This window comes from Facklamia languida CCUG 37842 (assembly GCF_000245795.1).
GTDB lineage: Bacteria > Bacillota > Bacilli > Lactobacillales > Aerococcaceae > Facklamia > Facklamia languida.
Map to the genome: position 1 here is coordinate 999,494 of NZ_JH601133.1, position 16,497 is coordinate 1,015,990.

The following is a 16,497-nucleotide window of genomic DNA, read 5'->3' on the forward strand; positions in this document are numbered from 1 at the left end:
TTTGAACTTTTACCAGGTTATGAGGTAGAAGAAGCAATTGGAGCAGACGGAAAAACCTACAAACGTCTCGTTCCAATTGAAGAAACTGAGGAAGTCGAAGAAGTTGATGAACAATCATCAGAAGAAGCTGAATCACAATCACAAGTAGGACCTGGAGCTGACAGCCGCCCCTTGGATCCTGATCCAGAGTCAACCCAACACGTTGGTGGGGCCAAGATTGGAGAATCACTAGGAACTGAGCAAGATCTAACTGCGATTCATCCTCAAAGAGACTTACTTAATAAACCTGCAGTTATCAATGGTACAGATACAATCACTCCTGCGTCTCAACGTATCCAGCAGGATAAAGCAGTTGATACTGAAGGACAAGAAGTAATCCTGGCAGCTGATTCATTTGTAGAAGAAGGTGAGGACCAGCCACAAGCGCTTGCTCAAGTCGCTCAGAGTGAACCTTCTCCTCAAAATGAGACAAAAGAAAGTCTGCCGCAGACTGGAGAAAGGACCAGTTCGATAGTGATTATTTCATGGACCCTGCTATTAGGCGGGGTGACAATCATCACAAGTAAGAAAAGGGACATCTTCCATAATCAATTATAAGATCCAGCAAAAAAAGAGGCCTCAAATTAAAGAGGTCTCTTTCATTTTTATTTTTATTTTTACAATAAACCTAAGGGTAGTAAGGCTTGAATGAAGCCAATGGTGACATTCGCATCAGGTCCAAGCGGTAAGTTGAGCGCATACCAGATAATTAAGAGGATGGACCAGAAGATCAAGAAGGCAATCGAATAAGGTAACATCGTGGAAATCAAGGTTCCCATCCCACTCTTCTTGTCATAGCGCTGCATGAAGACGAGGATCATAGCAAAGTAGGTCATTAAAGGTGAGATAATATTGGTTGAGGAGTCTGCTACCCGATAAGCCATTTGGGTTATTTCGGGTGACAAATTGATGGCCATAAACATGGGGACAAAGATGGGAGCCAAGATGGCCCATTTTGCTGAGGCAGACCCGATGAATAAGTTGATGAAGGCGGCAAAGAGGATGAAGACAAGAATTAATGGGATGCCGGTGATATTGCGGGCTTCTAAGAAGTCGGCCCCACTACTTGCTAGGATAATCCCAAGATTGGTGTGGGAGAAGTAAGCAATCAATTGAGAGGCGAAGAAGGCCATGACAATAAAGCCAGCCATCGACCGCATGGCATCCGTCATCGCTTCGACAATATCGCTGGTTGACTGGAATTTGCCAGTTGTTCGGCCATAGACATAACCAGGAATCGCAAAGAGGAGGAGGATCATAAAGATCAAACCTTGGCGCAAGAAGGGTTGGAGGGTTAATTTACCTGTCTCTTCATCAATACTTTGGAAAGGACCAAACCATGGATTTATTAAGAGAAAGAGAACTATTAACTCAACCAAGAGGGCAATCCCAGCTCGTTTCAATCCGAGGTCTTCTTGGGCAGTCAAGTCATCGGCTTGGTGGTCTTCAAAATCTCCATGGAAAGAGCCTAAATGAGGTTCAACGACCTTCTCGGTCACAAGGGTACCCACGATGGTTAAAAGAACGGTTGAAACGATCAGGAAGTACCAGTTCCCTGTAATGGAGACTTCATAGGCACTGCCACTGGCATGGAGACTGGCATTGGTGATCCCACTTAATAGGGCATCCGTTGGACCAAAGAGCAGGTTGGCAGAGAAGCCGCCTGATACCCCGGCAAAAGCTGCTGCCAGTCCTGCGATCGGATGGCGTTTGGCCCCCGCGAACATAATCGCTCCTAGCGGGACCACCACGACATAACCCGCATCGGATGCAATGTTTGAGACGATCCCTGCAAAGACGATGACAATGGTCAATAGGGAGTGGGGAACTTTTTCGATCAGACGGGTCAAGGCAGCTCCAATGAGGCCAGACCATTCTGCAATACCAACCCCTAACATCACGACAATAACGGTCCCTAAAGGCGCAAAGCCGGTAAAATTCTGAACAGCTGAATTAAAAATGTAGTTGAGTCCTTCTTTATTGAGTAAGGATACCGCCGTAACAGTTGTCTCAGCTTCAGCCTTGGCATCGAAGTATTGGACACTCACTCCAGCCCGGTAGACGATCTCTGAAGCAATAATGGTAATAATGGCTAAGAGAATAAAGATGAAGACAGGGTGAGGTAGTTTATTACCGACACGCTCAATCCCATCGAGAAAGCGTTGAACAAAACTTTTCTTTTCTTGTTTATTTTCCATACAAACCTCCTATGTATCATAAATTTACCTATTTATCCGTGAGATGAATAAAATAGTCCAATTAAAATTGTAATAGAGAACGTAGCAGTTTTCAATTATATTTTTTCAGATCAGCTAATTCACCACCATTAAGTCACTATTTTTTGAGCCAATAAATAAAAAAAGATCAAAAAAGAGGCCCTGGTTTTTCAGAGCCTCTGATTCGATTATCTATTAAAACTAAACTAAAATTAAACGGCCTTGCGTGTTTCGATCTTGCTATTAAATTCAGCCATATTTAATTTCTTTTCAAGGGCAGCGACCATGACACCGGTTGAGCCAGCTGCATGGACGTTGGTAGAAGTACGCGCCATGTCGGCCACACCTGCAATTGGGCTTAGGACTAAGATCATTTCAACAGGAAGTCCCATCGCCGCAAAGAGGGCTGTTGCTTGAATAGTACCTGCACCAGGCACGCCAACAGTTCCCGCTGATACAAGGACGCAGACTCCAACCATGGTTACATATTGCGTTAAGGAGAAGTCAAGTTGAAGGGCGTTAATGGTAAAGATGGCTAACAGCACAGGCCATACTGCCGCACAACCTGGCATACCAAAAGTCGTCCCGATTGAAGCTGCAAAGGAAGCTGTATCGGTTGGGGTTCCCATGTCTTCTTGGGCCTTAATATTGGCAGGCAGGGATCCTAAGGAACTTTGAGTGGTGAAGCCAATTAACCATGCAGGGAAGAATTTCCTTTGGAAGGTCATTGGATTGAGTTTACCGATGAGAGCGACCATACCAGAAGTCGTGATAAAGGTATGGAATAAGCAGCAGATGTAGACTAATAATAAGAGAGTTAAGAGGGATTGAACAAATGAGAGGTCTAAGGTTGCCACTTGGTTGGCAAGAAGTGAGAGTACCGCATATGGGGTAAATTTCACAATCCGACCGATCAAGAAGTTCATTAATTTACTCCCTGCTTCAACAAATTGGGTGAAGGGTTTAATTTCTTCTTTTTCTTGGTATTTCAAGATTGCGACACCAATGAAGACAGAGAAGATGACAATTGGAATAATCTTATTGTTCATCATTTGATCTACGATATTCTTAGGGAAGAAGTTGATAATGACTTCAGAGAAATGAGGCACTTCAGCTAATTCTTGCCCAGTGGGGAGTTCAATCCCAGAGTTTAATCCAATATGGAAGATAAAGCCAACAATAATTGAGATGATAGCAGCAAGAATATTATGAAGGGCGAGGATCCCAATCGTCTTTCCACCGATTGAACCGAGGGTGTTCATATCATTTAAGGAAGAGACGGTTGAAATGATTGAGAAGAAGAGCAAGGGGATGACAAAGGCTTGTAAGAGGTTGGCATAAACTCGACCAAAGACCACAACATACTCTGTGTGTCCAGCGAAGATTAGACCAACCACCACACCCATGGCAGTTGCAGTTAAGACCCGATACATCAAAGAAATCTTACGCTTTTGCATTTGATAGAGAACAAAAAAAAGCGCTAAGACCACAATAACAGCGACAAAACTCATAAAATGACACTCCTTAATCGATATTCTGAAAGGTTTTCTTTCAGCTAAAGTATAGCAACCCGACTTGTGAAATCAAGCACATATTGATCATTTCTTTTAATAGCTCTAGCATTTGCTGAAAGCTTGAGAAATCCCTTCTGTCCCTTGTGAATAGGAGCTTTATTGAAAGTAAGCGGTTTATATATTTGATATTCTAATAAATGGTAAGACTCTGAGTGGGATGGGGATGTTCATGGACCCAATCGTTTCATCCTCTACCGAGTGACAAGCTATTGACAATCGAAATAAATAAAAAAACCAACAAGCAGGGCTTGCTGGTCATGAGCTCTCTTATTCGGCTGGAATAATATTGACCGGTAGGTCATCGATGGTGCCATAATACCATTCAATTTCATCGCCATCTTGCAGCTTTTGTGAGATGACACCCAATTCGGCATACTGGCCATTATAGAGATACATCCAAGTGTTGGGCTGGTAGTCATTCTCAACCCCATCGATCACATCGATGATACCTTGTTCTTCGTTGAAGTTGAATTCTAAGTCCGTCGCTGACATGGCATCTAAGACGCTCACGCCTCCGATATTCTCAACGGTGAACTCTGCCTTTAGTTCGTCCTTAACATAGACTTTCAGGCTAGCCGTTCCTTCTTCACCTTCTGCTGAAGCTTGACCTGAACTTTTTTCTTCTTTTTCTTGGCCTTCTTCGTCCTCATTAGCAGCCTCTTCTTTGGACGAATCTTTCTTATCCTTATCCGCCTCTTGCTCAGCTACCGTCGTTTGGTCGGCCGCTTGAGTCGTTTCGACGGTTGTCTCATTTTCGTTAGGTGCTTTCTTTTGGGAATTACCACAGGCCACTAAGAAGAGCGCCAATAGTGGGAATAGAATTGTTTTTAGCCATTTTTTCATAACATGACCTCCTAAATTTGTTGGTACAGACTTCTAATACTAACAAATTAGCAATAAATCGCTTTAAAGTCAAATTATTCGCAGTTTATTATCGTTTCTAATATAATAAAACAGACAAGCAAGGAGGCTGAAGAGGGATGCTATATTACGAGAGTGATGGTTTACTAGCGACACAGGAACTGGCGCGTCAATGCGGGCGTTTGATTCAACCAGGGACTTTAATCCTCTTACAAGGGCCGCTCGGATCTGGTAAGACAGCCTTTACCCAAGCCTTGGGTAAACAACTCGGCATTCAGCGCGCCATTAAGAGCCCAACCTATACGATTATCAAGGAATATGACCTACCAGATCGGGATTATCCATTGATTCATGTAGATGCTTATCGGTTAGAAGAAGGCGGGGCGGATACGGTCGACTTAGCTCCTTATCTGAATGGTCAAACGATATGTGTGATTGAGTGGCCACAGTTTATTCAAGCGTATTTACCTAACAATTATCTCTTACTGGAATTTGAACCCCAAGGCCTGGAGGGCCGACGGATTGCCCTGTCCCTCTCGGATCAAGCAGATCGTCGCCACCGAGACTTATTCGACCAGCTAGACCAGCACTTTGCTTTTCAAAAATGATGAACTGTCAGCGCAGTGACGTAGATAGGAGGAAGTCATGGAGGCTAAACATCCAAGAATGCCTGAAAGACACTATGAGAATCCTGAAGAAGAAATTACGGCCACCATTCGCCAGGCAGAAGCGGTTGATGCACGTGCTATTTTAGGCCTTTTGCGCCATGTTGGCCGCGAGACCCCTTATCTCACCTTTGGGCCACAAGGGAGTCGGTTGAATGTCGCACAAGAAGTTCAGTTGATCGAACATTATGCGGCTTCCCAGACTAGTTTACTCCTGGTTGTGGAGGTGGATGACCAGATCATTGGTCTGGCCAATCTATCGACCCGGGATAAGGAGAAGCAATCCCATGTAGCGGAATTAGGCATTTGTATTATTAAGGATTATTGGGGCTATGGGATTGGCCAGATGGTGATTGAGGAATTGCTGACTTTTGCTAAGAAAGTGGGCTTGCGGGTGATTACGCTAGAAGTTGTTGTTGAGAACAAACGCGCGGTCTCCCTTTATCAGAAGTTTGGCTTTGAGATTAAGGGTGAGTTAACCGACCGCCTACACGTAGGCTTGAAGTATTTGAACGCCTACATTATGGAAAAGGTCCTCTAATTCCAGGAATAAAAGTAGCTTTACAAGCTACTTTTATTTAATTAGAATGAGAAGGACTATAGTGGAGAGGAAATGAAGCGATGGAGCAATTTAGCGCAGAATATCCTGAGATCAGGGCGTTCACGAATGAACGATTAGATAAATATACCTATACGAAGACAGGGGGAGTAGCCGATCTCCTAGTCTTCCCTAAGAATCGCCAAGAAGTAGAAGCGACCCTACAATATGTCAATGATAAGGGCCTTCCTCTGACCGTTTTAGGCAATGCCAGTAATTTGATTGTCAAGGATGGTGGAATCCGCGGGCTGGTGATGATGCTGACGGATATGGTAAGCATTGAAGTCGATCAGACAAGAATTCAGGCTGCAGCAGGTGCACCTTTGATTGAAGTTGCCAAGTTTGCGCGTGACCAACATTTAACCGGTTTAGAATTTGCCTGTGGCATTCCGGGTTCGATCGGGGGAGCGGTCTTCATGAATGCAGGAGCCTATGGCGGTGAAGTCAAGGATGTGATTGAGTCGGTTCAGGTCTTAACCCGGCAGGGGGACTTTAAGGTCTATGATAATCAAAGCTGTGACTTTAGCTACCGGCATTCACACTTTCAATCGTCCGATGAGATCGTCTTATCAGTCACTTTCCAACTCAAGGCAGGCGACCTCAGCGAGATCAGTAATGAAATGGACCGGTTAACAGACTTGCGGACCAGTAAGCAACCCCTAGAATATCCTTCTTGTGGCAGTGTTTTTAAGCGTCCAGAGGGCTACTATACGGGCAAGTTGATCCAGGATGCCGGCTTGCAAGGCTACCGGATTGGAGGAGCTGAGATCTCACGCAAGCATGCTGGCTTTATTGTCAATGTCGACCATGCGACTGCGACGGATTATCTGCAAATGATTGAGTATATCCAAGCGACCATTTGGCAACTGAATCATGTACAATTAGAAACAGAAGTTCGAATCATTGGAGAAGACCAATAGAAAGGGCCTCTGACCATCTAACCCGCCTTCTTTTGAAGAGAGGGGTTAGGTGGTTTCTTTATTTTTAAAGTTTAGGCGGTTTGTCCCCTTAAAGGCTTGAGCTATGGTATAATTTCAGAGATTGATCTAAAGAATAAAAGAGGTGTTCAAATGAGTGATGAAATGTTCAGTGTCGAGTTGAGAAATGTCTCAAAAGACTATGATGGTCAAATGGTCTTAAAGAATATCGATATGGAATTAGAACAAGGAAAGTTCTATACGCTTCTTGGACCATCGGGCTGTGGTAAGACAACGATTTTACGGATTATTGCTGGCTTTACACGGGCGAGCGCTGGTGACGTCTATATTAAAGGCCAAGCCGTCACGTCGATTCCTGCCAATAAGCGCCGGGTAAATACGGTCTTTCAAGATTATGCGCTCTTTCCTCATATGAATGTCTTTGATAACATCGCCTTTGGCTTATCGGTGAAGAAGGTTGCCCCCAATCTGATCAAAGAAAAGGTGGCGACAGCCCTCAAGCAAGTACGCTTAGAAGGCTATGAAGAACGAAAGATTTCGGAGATGTCTGGTGGCCAACGGCAGCGGGTGGCAATTGCCAGAGCCCTGGTCAATGAACCCGACGTCCTGCTATTAGATGAACCCCTCTCGGCCTTAGACTTGAAGTTGCGGACCGACATGCAGTATGAGTTGCGTGAGTTACAGCAACGCCTGGGCATCACTTTTGTCTTTGTCACCCATGACCAAGAGGAAGCCCTGGCCATGTCTGATTGGATTTATGTCATGGACCGCGGCGAAATCGTCCAGTCCGGAACTCCGATTGATATCTACGATGAACCGATTAACCGCTATGTGGCGGACTTTATTGGAGAGTCGAATATTATCGATGCGGTCATGATCGATGATTACCGAGTGAAATTTGTCAACCATGAATTTGAATGTGAAGATGCTGGGATTCCAGCTGGTGAAGCCGTTGAAGTAGTCATTCGGCCAGAAGATATTCAGATCAAAGCCCCTGATCAAGGGCAGATTAATGCCGTGGTGGATACCATCCTCTTTAGAGGGATGTTCAATGAAATCATCGCCTATGATGAAGAGCAGAATGAATGGATGATTCATACCACTTCTGTGGTGGAAGCTGGACAGCGGATTGCTTTGGCGGTAGGCCCCAATGATATTCACGTTATGCGGTTTAATGAGACAGAAGAAGAGTTTGATGCCCGCCTAGAGCAGTACGAAGAGGTGGAAGATGAAGACGAGTAAAGCCCACTTATATGCGATTCCATACTATCTCTGGCTGATTTTCTTTGTCATGGCCCCTTTGCTCCTGCTCTTAGTGAAGTCCTTTATTGGGATCGATGGTCAATTTACCTTAGCCAATTATCAGACTTTCTTCAGTTCGTCGGCTTATCTAAGCATGACCTTAGCCTCCTTCTGGTATGCCTTTCTCGTGACCCTCTTCACCTTCTTGTTGGCTTATCCCTTGGCTTATTATTTGTCCAAGAGTCGCCACAAAGACTTGTGGATGCTCTTGGTCATCCTGCCAACGTGGATTAATCTATTGTTGAAGACCTATGCTTTTATCGGGATCCTAGGCCATTCCGGTCCTGTCAATCAGCTTCTGGAAGGAATCGGTATCGGGACCCAGCAGCTGCTCTTTACGGATACTTCCTTTATCCTAGTGGCTGCTTATATCGAATTGCCTTTTATGTTTATTCCGATTTTTAACTCGATTAATGAGATTTCACCCAACCTAATTGAGGCAGCCAAGGACCTTGGAGCTTCCAAGTGGACGATTGTCAAGCGGGTCATCTTCCCCTTGTCCTTAAGAGGGGTCCGCTCTGGCGTCCAGGCAGTCTTTATCCCAGCCCTTTCCCTCTTTATGCTGACCCGCTTGATCGGGGGTAATCGGGTGATTACCCTTGGGACGGCAGTTGAACAGCATTTTTTAGTCACTCAAGACTGGGGGATGGGGTCCACCATTGGGGTGATCCTGATGATCGCCATGTTTGTAATTCTGTACTTGACGCGTGAGCGAGGAGGTGGTGGGCAAAATGTCTAAGATCAAGAATCTACGTTGGTCTAATCTCTATGTGGGTCTCATCTTCTTCTTAATGTACCTTCCCCTCTTTTACCTGATGTTCTATTCGTTTAATGAGGGTGGGGATATGATTTATTTTACCGGGTTTACCTTAGATCACTATCAGGCCCTCTTCTCAGACATGCGCCTGATGACCATTATCTTAAATACCTTTGTGGTAGCCCTCTTATCGGCTTTAATCGCGACCATTATCGGAACATTTGGTGCCATCGCCATCTATTATTACCGGACGAACCGCCAACGTCAGCTGGTCTTGAACTTGAATAGTGTCTTGATGGTGACCCCGGATGTCATGATGGGGGCGAGCTTCTTAATTATGTTCACTTCGCTAGCGGCGATTCTGCCTTTGAAGTTTGGTTTTGGGACGGTCTTACTGGCCCATATTGCCTTCAATGTGCCCATTGTGGTCTTGATGGTGCTTCCTCGTTTGTATGAGATGAACCCTTCTATGATCATGGCCGCCATGGATCTCGGCGCGACCCCGAGCCAGGTCCTGTCCCGGATCATCCTTCCTAGCATTAAGTCGGGAATCTTTGCGGGATATTTTATGGCCTTTACTTATTCCCTAGATGACTTTGCGGTGACGTTCTTTATTACTGGTAATGGCTTTTCTACCTTATCCGTTGAGGTCTATTCCCGGGCACGGACGGGAGTCAGTCTCGAGATTAACGCCCTATCGACCCTAATGTTCCTCTTGGCGCTTGGGATTGTGATTGTGTATTATTTCTTGCGGATCGGTGAGCAAAAGCGTACCCATAACCGGCAAAGACAAGCAAGGGGGGATCTGTAATGAAATCCTTAATCCGTTCGATGGCAGCCATTCTTATCTTGGTAGTAGGGATGTTCTTGGCCATCAATTATCTCCAAACGCGCCAAGGTCTACATGGCGATAAAATTATTAATTTCTACAACTGGGGGGACTATATCGATCCCGAACTTCTGAAGCAGTTCGAAGAGGAAACAGGCTATAAAGTAGTCTATGAGACCTTCGACTCTAATGAAGCCATGCTGACGAAGGTTCAGCAGGGGGGGACCAATTACGACCTAATTGTGCCGAGTGAGTATACGGTTGAGAATATGGTAGACCAGGGATTGCTGCTACCGATCGACCACCAACAGCTCCCTCAATTGAAGAATGTTTCGCCTCGCTTCTTAGACCAGCCTTTTGACCCAGGCAACCAGTATTCAATTCCTTATTTCTGGGGAACCTTGGGGATCATATATAATACCAAGGAGATTCAGCCTGGGGAAATCAAGGGTTGGAAAGACCTTTTTCAGGATAAGTACAAGGAGAAGATTATGATCTACGACGGGGCCAGAGAAGTGATGGGGATTGGCCTCCAGACCCTCGGCTATTCGCTCAACGAGACCGATTCAACTCGACTGGAAGAAGCGATGTTGAAGATGAAGCAACTGATGCCGAATATCCTGGCCCTCTTGGCGGATGAGATCAAGATGTATGCGACGATTGAAGAAGCGCCGATTGCTATTACCTTCTCAGGGGAAGCTGCCATGGCCATGGAGGACAATCCCGACCTAGATTACTTAATTCCAGAAGAAGGATCCAATATCTGGTTTGACACCCTGGCAATTCCTAAGGGGGCCGACAATATCGAAGGAGCCCACGCCTTGATCGACTTCTTGATGCGGCCGGAAGTGGCAGCTCAGAATGCAGAATATATTGGTTATGCGACTCCGAATGAAGCGGCACTGGACTTTATGGATCCCGAAATCATATCAGACCCCGCCTTTTACCCAGATGAAGCCTTAATGGATCGGCTGGAAGTCTATCGTAATTTGGGCCAGCAGAAGTTAATTGAGTATAATAATTTCTATCTTCAGGTCAAATTGGAACCGCGCTAAGAGACTTCAGTTATAAAAACAATAAAAAGTTAGACACCGAATAGCCCATCACAGGGGGAGAAACTTTCTCCTCTTGTGTGAGGGCCTTCGGTTTTTTTGGTCTGCAATCAGAGTGTCTTTTTTTACAGCCTGCTTTCGAATCGGCTGAGATCGGAGGAGCGCTTATCTTAATAAGAATAGGATCTAATCGAGCCAACTACCAATATCTTTACACAAATTTTACATGAATTATCCTAAAAATTTACATTGGCTTGTTAGAATTAAGTTATAAAGACTGAAGGAGGTGAGGACCATGAACCAGCCACTTATTAAGAAAGACTTAAGGATTCAAGCCGATCAACAAGTCCAGTCCTCTTTTTTAATTGAGCGTTTTGATATCCCGCCCACCTCCTGTCGTAAGCTGGTCATTGATATCATCCCGTCAAGTCGAGACTTGGCACTCGATTGTCTCTTGATCTATGATTCTCACTCAAATGTTCGGGCCCAGTATCGACATGTTAGGGGGCCAAAGCATATTGTGATTGGGGAGGAGGAGATTGAATCGTCGACTGGAACGGTCCCAGGCCCCTTGCCCACCGGGGAATGGGTGATGGTGATGCGTTCGCACTCCCAGGCCTTGGAGCCCTTTTGCGCCTACCGTTATGAGATCACAGTCCAGGTACAGGAAGCTCTTGTCGGGGACCAGGAGAATTAAGCAAATCTAAAGCGTCCTTTCTATTCATAAATAGACTGTACCAATTCTTTAAAGGGGATCGCTCTCCCAAGTTTAGACTTTGGAGAGCGGTCCCCGTTTATGAAGGATTGGATACTGACATTTTTACTGAATCTCTTATAAGTAAAGTGATATTTTGATGGGTATTCCAGTAAGAAAGGATCATTTGCCTGTGACATAAAGGCGGTCGATTATCAAATGAGGAATAGCCGTTGGCTAATTTTTAAGGTATAATAAAGTTTATGACGTGCAATTGTGGCTTAAGAATATCGGAGAAATGAGGCGGACATTGGTGAGAGAAAAGGTATTGACGGTTGTGATTCCCTGTTTAAATGAACAAGAAACGCTACCCAAATTCGTTAAGAATATCATCAGTGTTCAAGGCCAATTGCCAGCGGTCGAGATCGAATTGCTCTTGGTGAATGATGGCTCTCAAGATTTGACCCTTTCGCTCATGCGTGAATTAGTCCAAATTTATCCCGAAAGTATAGAGTACCTCTCTTTCTCCCGCAATTTTGGTAAGGAAGCGGCTATTTATGCTGGTTTACAGCACGCTAAGGGAGAATGGGTGGCGATAATGGACGCTGATTTACAGGATCCACCTCAATTGCTTGTCGAGATGTACCAGGTCTTGCAAGATCCAACCGTTGATGTGGTGGAGGCCCGCCGTTCGACTCGTGAAGGCGAGCCCGCCCTTCGGTCTTTCTTTGCTAATTCTTTCTACCAAATCTTCAATGCCATCTCTGACACTCAACTGGGTACAGGGGCGCGTGATTTTCGCATGATGCGGCGGGAAGTCGCCCAAGCGGTTGTCTCGCTCCAGGAACGTAACCGTTTCGCCAAAGGGCTCTTCTCCTGGGTGGGCTTTAATGTTGTCAGCATTCAATATCCTAATGTTCAACGATTAGCGGGTAAGACCTCTTGGTCTTTTCGCAGTTTATGGGACTATGCCATCGAAGGGCTTACCTCCTTTTCGACTCTGCCACTCACTTTTGCGACAGGGAGTGGTCTGGTCTTGGTCCTATGGTCCTTGATTAAAGGGGTATTCCTATTGGTGAACAGTTCAGCCAATCCAGTCCTGGAGGCTAAGCAAGAGCTCCTGGTCATGCTGGCCTTCATCGGGGGACTTCAACTCCTTTGCCTTGGAATTCTAGGCAAATACATTGGCAAGATTTACCGTGAAGTCAAGGAGCGCCCCGTTTATATCATCAAAGAACACCATTTATTTAAGGATCCCCAGACAGACAGCTAATAAAAACCGCTTCCGATGCCTTGTAAGGCTAGGAGGCGGTTTGATCTTTTCTGAGGGTTAATTGGAGCTGGACGGGTTCTCTTCTTCACCCGTTAGGAAGCCGGGCCGGTGTTCGGCAATGTTTGTTGCCCATTCACGGTCGACGAGAATAAATTGTCCTCGGTAGTCATTCTGTAATTCTTTGCCGAATTTATCCTCAACAAATTCAGTCAAAGTGGGATGATAGTCTACTAAGAGTTGTTCATCTTCGGTCAAATAGAGGAATTTAAAATCATCCTCCTTGCGCATAAAGTAGCGGTGGATGACCTTGCGGTCCGGTTCTTGCTGGGCGAAGAGGCCATCTGTTAAGAGCTTGACCACTTCCATGGTCTGGTCATCAAAGCCATTATCGATAATATGAATCTTCTCAACGAGTTGAGGAACTGTGGTAACGATTCGCAGATGGTAGTCATCAATGTCAATCCCATCTTGAATCAGGATGTTGGATAGGCCCTTAATGATGGCTTCTTTGTGGTCATGGTAATTGGGGGCAACATAAATGAGCCAATGCTTATCTGGATCATGGTACATGATTTGAGTTTCAATTTGTCGTTTAGCCCCACACTGGTCGCACTCAAAGGCGAGCAGAGACCCATCGAGTAGGGACTCTTTAAGGGCAGGTTGGTTTCGGGCATTGATAGAGGTCTCGATCGTCTTACTGGCCTTGGTTTGACAGACGGGACACTCGACATGGATCGTTTGTGGCATAAATAAATCTCCTTTAGCTAACGGATTGAGTAGTCAATGAGTCTCTATTGATGATTATAGCAATCTGTGGGTTGCTTGTCATTGAAATTCCATGAAAGGCTTTGCATTCGTGGTTAAGGATAGGAAACAGCCGCAAGGCAGGTTTTGCGGATTCTCAACCTTCCTTTGCTTGGGTAGCGAAGAATCGCCTTTTTTGTTTACTAGCTCATCCTTTAATGGGATCGCTTGTCAGGTCTTTTGGGTGTAAGCGGGTTCACTTTACCAAGGGGGTTGTGGTATAATCCTTTTGTTATGAATGGTTTGAAGGGAGTTGGGTGGAAGTGAAGTGTCTCATTCTTTATGAATCGCGCTATGGGGCGACAGCTATTTATGCACGCGCCTTGCAGAAGTTATCGGACTTCCCTATCATGAAGTTGAGTCAAGTGGATCCCGCTACACTTGCAGATTACGATGTGGTGATTGTGGGGACGTGTATCCTGCAAGGTCAGCTATATCAAGCGGCCCAGATTAATCGCTTAATCCAAGCTTATCCTCAACCTTTCTGGATCTTATATACGGTCGGTATCTCAACCCCGCGCTTGACAAACTTTGACCGTATTCTCAAGCGGAACTTTCAACCAGATGTGCTCAAGCATTTGGTCTGTTTCCACTATCGCAGTCGGATCAACACCAAGCGGTTCTCCTTGATGTATATGGCGGCCAGTCGGATGCAGCGGCAACCGGGAACCAGCCTGGATGATGTTATTCTGGGGCCGGAAGAGTTGCACTTGTTAGAACGGTATGGCACGACGGTTCAAGCAGAGGATTTGAAGGATCTAGACAGTATGGCAGACTACCTCAAGGCTTTGGGACAGTACATTATCTAAATGGAGGAATGAAGATGTTAGAAGCAAAGAAATTAGTCGGTAAGTATGCAGCAAGCTATGTGGAAGATGGTATGGTGGTGGGCTTAGGAACAGGGTCAACCGCCCATTGGTTTATTGAGGAAGTGGGACGCCGATACCAGGCAGGTGAACTCCCTAATATCCAAACTGTTTCGACTTCTGAAGCTTCCAGCCAACAAGCCCGTCAATTAGGGCTACCCCTCAAGCAGGTTGAAGACGTAAATGGAATTGACTTGTTGGTGGATGGCGCCGATGAAGCGACCCGGCAATTGACTGGTATCAAGGGGGGCGGGGGTGCCCTCTTACACGAGAAGATTGTAGCAGAACAGAGTCATCGAATTATCTGGATTATGGATGAGACCAAGTTGGTCGAACAATTAGGTAAGTTTCCCTTGCCTGTTGAAGTCGTTCAATTTGGTTCATGGAAGGTCTTCGATGCCTTCGAACAGGCGGGCATGAAGCCCAGCTTCCGCAAATTGGAAGGTGACCAGCTCTTTATCACGGATTCCGGAAACTATATCATTGACCTCCATCTGGACGCGATTAGCCAAGCCCAAGAATTGGCTAACCACCTGAAGAGCATGGTGGGGGTAGTCGAGCATGGTCTCTTCTTGAACTATGCTGACATGTTACTGATTGCCAAACAAGACGGCACTATTACCAAGATTGAACGCGCCCTTGCCGAATAACTAAATAGAAGTAAAAAAGAGAGTAGGTGATTGAGACATGCGAATGGTAGATCTTATCCATAAGAAACAACAGAATCAGGAATTGTCTCAAGAAGAAATTGAATGGATCGTCCAAGAATTTACCAAGGGGACCATTCCAGACTATCAAATGGCTGCCTTTAACATGGCCACTTATTTTACAGGGATGACCGACCAAGAAGTCGCGGCTTTGACCTTAGCCATGGTCAATTCGGGGGATCAGATTGATTTATCCGCGATTGAAGGAATAAAGGTCGACAAGCACTCAACGGGAGGAGTAGGCGATACGACAACCCTGATCTTGGCCCCTTTGGTGGCAGCCTGTGGAGTCCCAGTGGCTAAGATGTCAGGGAGAGGGCTAGGTCATACTGGTGGCACCCTTGACAAGTTAGCTGCAATTCCAGGCTTTCAGTGTGAATTTAGCCAAGCGGACTTTATTGACTTAGTTAACCAACACCAAGTGGCGGTCGTGGGTCAATCTGGTAATCTAACGCCAGCGGACAAGAAGCTCTATGCCTTGCGCGATGTGACCGCAACTGTTCAATCGATTCCACTTATTGCTTCTTCGATTATGTCCAAGAAGATTGCAGCAGGAGCGGATGCGATCGTGCTTGATGTCAAAGTCGGTGATGGGGCCTTCATGAAGTCGATTGAAGAAGCAGAACAATTAGCCCGGACTATGGTTCGAATCGGCAACCAGGTGGGCCGCAAGACCTTAGCGGTCTTATCCAATATGGACCAACCACTCGGCAATGCTATCGGTAATGCCTTGGAGATCCATGAAGCCGTCCAAACTTTGCGGGGTCAAGGACCCAAAGACTTGACCGATTTGTGCCTGATTTTGGGAGCCCAGATGTTGATGGCAGCGGGTAAAGTCACCAGCTTGGATGAAGGCCAGGCCCTGCTGCAAGAGAAGATTGATAAGGGGGAAGCCTTGGCTAAGTTCCGTGAATTTATCGAAGCCCAAGGCGGAGATGCAAGCTTTATCGACCAGCCAGATGCTTTAGGCCAAGCGGCTCACCAGATTCCATTTAAGGCCCCCAGAAGCGGAGTGGTCAGTCATTGGGTTGCTGACTTAGTTGGAGAAGCGGCCATGCTCTTAGGAGCGGGACGGGCTGTCAAGGAGGATGTCATTGATCCTCAAGTTGGAATCATCCTGCATGCCAAGGTCGGTGACGCGGTTCAAGAAGGGGATATCTTGGCAACCCTCTATGCCAATCAATCGCAAGTTGATGAGAGCTTAGACCGATTGAACCAGGCCTTAACAATTGATGACCAGGCACAAGAAGCCCCGCTCATCTATGAAATTATTGAATCCGCCTAAGACCCCTTCCAACTATTATAGTTTAGCTTAAAATGTG

17 protein-coding genes are annotated in these 16,497 nt (G+C 45.8%); 13 read left to right on the forward strand and 4 right to left on the reverse strand.

The genetic code is table 11. From position 1 onward, the window contains the following. A partial coding sequence (locus HMPREF9708_RS04595; protein ID WP_006309033.1) for an LPXTG cell wall anchor domain-containing protein occupies nucleotides 1-597 on the forward strand: 597 nt, incomplete at its 5' end. A gap of 59 nt (nucleotides 598-656) precedes the next feature. Here the strand turns inward: HMPREF9708_RS04595 and HMPREF9708_RS04600 are convergent. From HMPREF9708_RS04600 to HMPREF9708_RS04610, 3 genes are all read right to left on the reverse strand, one after another. Continuing rightward, nucleotides 657-2,237, reverse strand: a complete 1,581-nt coding sequence (locus HMPREF9708_RS04600) for an AbgT family transporter (protein ID WP_006309034.1) — start codon at nucleotides 2,235-2,237, stop codon at nucleotides 657-659. Nucleotides 2,238-2,467: 230 nt separating this feature from the next. Further along, nucleotides 2,468-3,766, reverse strand: coding sequence for a dicarboxylate/amino acid:cation symporter (locus HMPREF9708_RS04605; protein ID WP_006309035.1), 1,299 nt, complete (start codon nucleotides 3,764-3,766; stop codon nucleotides 2,468-2,470). 330 nt (nucleotides 3,767-4,096) lie between these two features. Next, on the reverse strand, nucleotides 4,097-4,672 hold the full coding sequence (locus tag HMPREF9708_RS04610; protein WP_006309036.1) for a DUF4430 domain-containing protein: 576 nt from the start codon (nucleotides 4,670-4,672) through the stop codon (nucleotides 4,097-4,099). Between the two features lie 137 nt (nucleotides 4,673-4,809). Here HMPREF9708_RS04610 and tsaE point away from each other — a divergent pair, with 137 nt between their 5' ends. The 9 genes from tsaE to HMPREF9708_RS04655 all read left to right on the forward strand — a co-directional run bounded on the left by tsaE (nucleotide 4,810) and on the right by HMPREF9708_RS04655 (nucleotide 12,798). Further along, the gene (tsaE, locus tag HMPREF9708_RS04615; RefSeq protein WP_006309037.1) at nucleotides 4,810-5,298 is read left to right on the forward strand and encodes a tRNA (adenosine(37)-N6)-threonylcarbamoyltransferase complex ATPase subunit type 1 TsaE; all 489 of its coding nucleotides are present in this window, start codon (nucleotides 4,810-4,812) and stop codon (nucleotides 5,296-5,298) included. A gap of 37 nt (nucleotides 5,299-5,335) precedes the next feature. Beyond that, on the forward strand, nucleotides 5,336-5,896 hold the full coding sequence (locus HMPREF9708_RS04620; protein WP_006309038.1) for a GNAT family N-acetyltransferase: 561 nt from the start codon (nucleotides 5,336-5,338) through the stop codon (nucleotides 5,894-5,896). An 80-nt stretch (nucleotides 5,897-5,976) separates the two neighbouring features. Continuing rightward, entirely contained in the window at nucleotides 5,977-6,873 is an 897-nt protein-coding gene (gene murB / locus HMPREF9708_RS04625; RefSeq protein ID WP_006309040.1) for a UDP-N-acetylmuramate dehydrogenase, read from the forward strand. 150 nt (nucleotides 6,874-7,023) lie between these two features. Further along, entirely contained in the window at nucleotides 7,024-8,133 is a 1,110-nt protein-coding gene (locus tag HMPREF9708_RS04630) for an ABC transporter ATP-binding protein (protein WP_006309042.1), read from the forward strand. Next, nucleotides 8,120-8,932 carry an ABC transporter permease gene (locus HMPREF9708_RS04635; RefSeq protein WP_006309044.1) on the forward strand — a complete coding sequence of 271 codons (813 nt, stop codon included), beginning with the start codon at nucleotides 8,120-8,122 and terminating at the stop codon, nucleotides 8,930-8,932. Before HMPREF9708_RS04630 ends, HMPREF9708_RS04635 begins: the two co-directional genes overlap by 14 nt. Beyond that, nucleotides 8,925-9,761, forward strand: a complete 837-nt coding sequence (locus HMPREF9708_RS04640; RefSeq protein WP_006309046.1) for an ABC transporter permease — start codon at nucleotides 8,925-8,927, stop codon at nucleotides 9,759-9,761. The genes HMPREF9708_RS04635 and HMPREF9708_RS04640 overlap by 8 nt, the downstream gene beginning before the upstream one ends. After that, nucleotides 9,761-10,834: an ABC transporter substrate-binding protein gene (locus tag HMPREF9708_RS04645; protein ID WP_006309049.1), complete on the forward strand. Its 1,074-nt coding sequence runs from the start codon at nucleotides 9,761-9,763 to the stop codon at nucleotides 10,832-10,834. Before HMPREF9708_RS04640 ends, HMPREF9708_RS04645 begins: the two co-directional genes overlap by 1 nt. Before the next feature lie 292 nt (nucleotides 10,835-11,126). After that, entirely contained in the window at nucleotides 11,127-11,528 is a 402-nt protein-coding gene (locus HMPREF9708_RS04650; RefSeq protein WP_006309050.1) for a hypothetical protein, read from the forward strand. Nucleotides 11,529-11,838: 310 nt separating this feature from the next. After that, nucleotides 11,839-12,798, forward strand: a complete 960-nt coding sequence (locus HMPREF9708_RS04655) for a glycosyltransferase family 2 protein (protein ID WP_006309054.1) — start codon at nucleotides 11,839-11,841, stop codon at nucleotides 12,796-12,798. A 57-nt stretch (nucleotides 12,799-12,855) separates the two neighbouring features. Here the strand turns inward: HMPREF9708_RS04655 and HMPREF9708_RS04660 are convergent, their stop codons facing one another. Continuing rightward, nucleotides 12,856-13,545 (reverse strand): CpXC domain-containing protein, encoded by a 690-nt coding sequence (locus HMPREF9708_RS04660; RefSeq protein WP_006309055.1) that lies wholly within the window; start codon nucleotides 13,543-13,545, stop codon nucleotides 12,856-12,858. Between the two features lie 314 nt (nucleotides 13,546-13,859). Here HMPREF9708_RS04660 and HMPREF9708_RS04665 point away from each other — a divergent pair, with 314 nt between their 5' ends. From HMPREF9708_RS04665 to HMPREF9708_RS04675, 3 genes are read left to right on the forward strand one after another with little or no spacing between them, the layout of a single operon-like run. Next, nucleotides 13,860-14,411, forward strand: coding sequence for a flavodoxin domain-containing protein (locus HMPREF9708_RS04665; RefSeq protein ID WP_232215543.1), 552 nt, complete (start codon nucleotides 13,860-13,862; stop codon nucleotides 14,409-14,411). A 14-nt stretch (nucleotides 14,412-14,425) separates the two neighbouring features. Continuing rightward, nucleotides 14,426-15,118, forward strand: coding sequence for a ribose-5-phosphate isomerase RpiA (gene rpiA / locus HMPREF9708_RS04670; RefSeq protein WP_006309057.1), 693 nt, complete (start codon nucleotides 14,426-14,428; stop codon nucleotides 15,116-15,118). A gap of 37 nt (nucleotides 15,119-15,155) precedes the next feature. Further along, nucleotides 15,156-16,460 (forward strand): pyrimidine-nucleoside phosphorylase, encoded by a 1,305-nt coding sequence (locus tag HMPREF9708_RS04675; protein ID WP_006309058.1) that lies wholly within the window; start codon nucleotides 15,156-15,158, stop codon nucleotides 16,458-16,460. The last annotated feature ends 37 nt before the right edge of the window (nucleotides 16,461-16,497 follow it).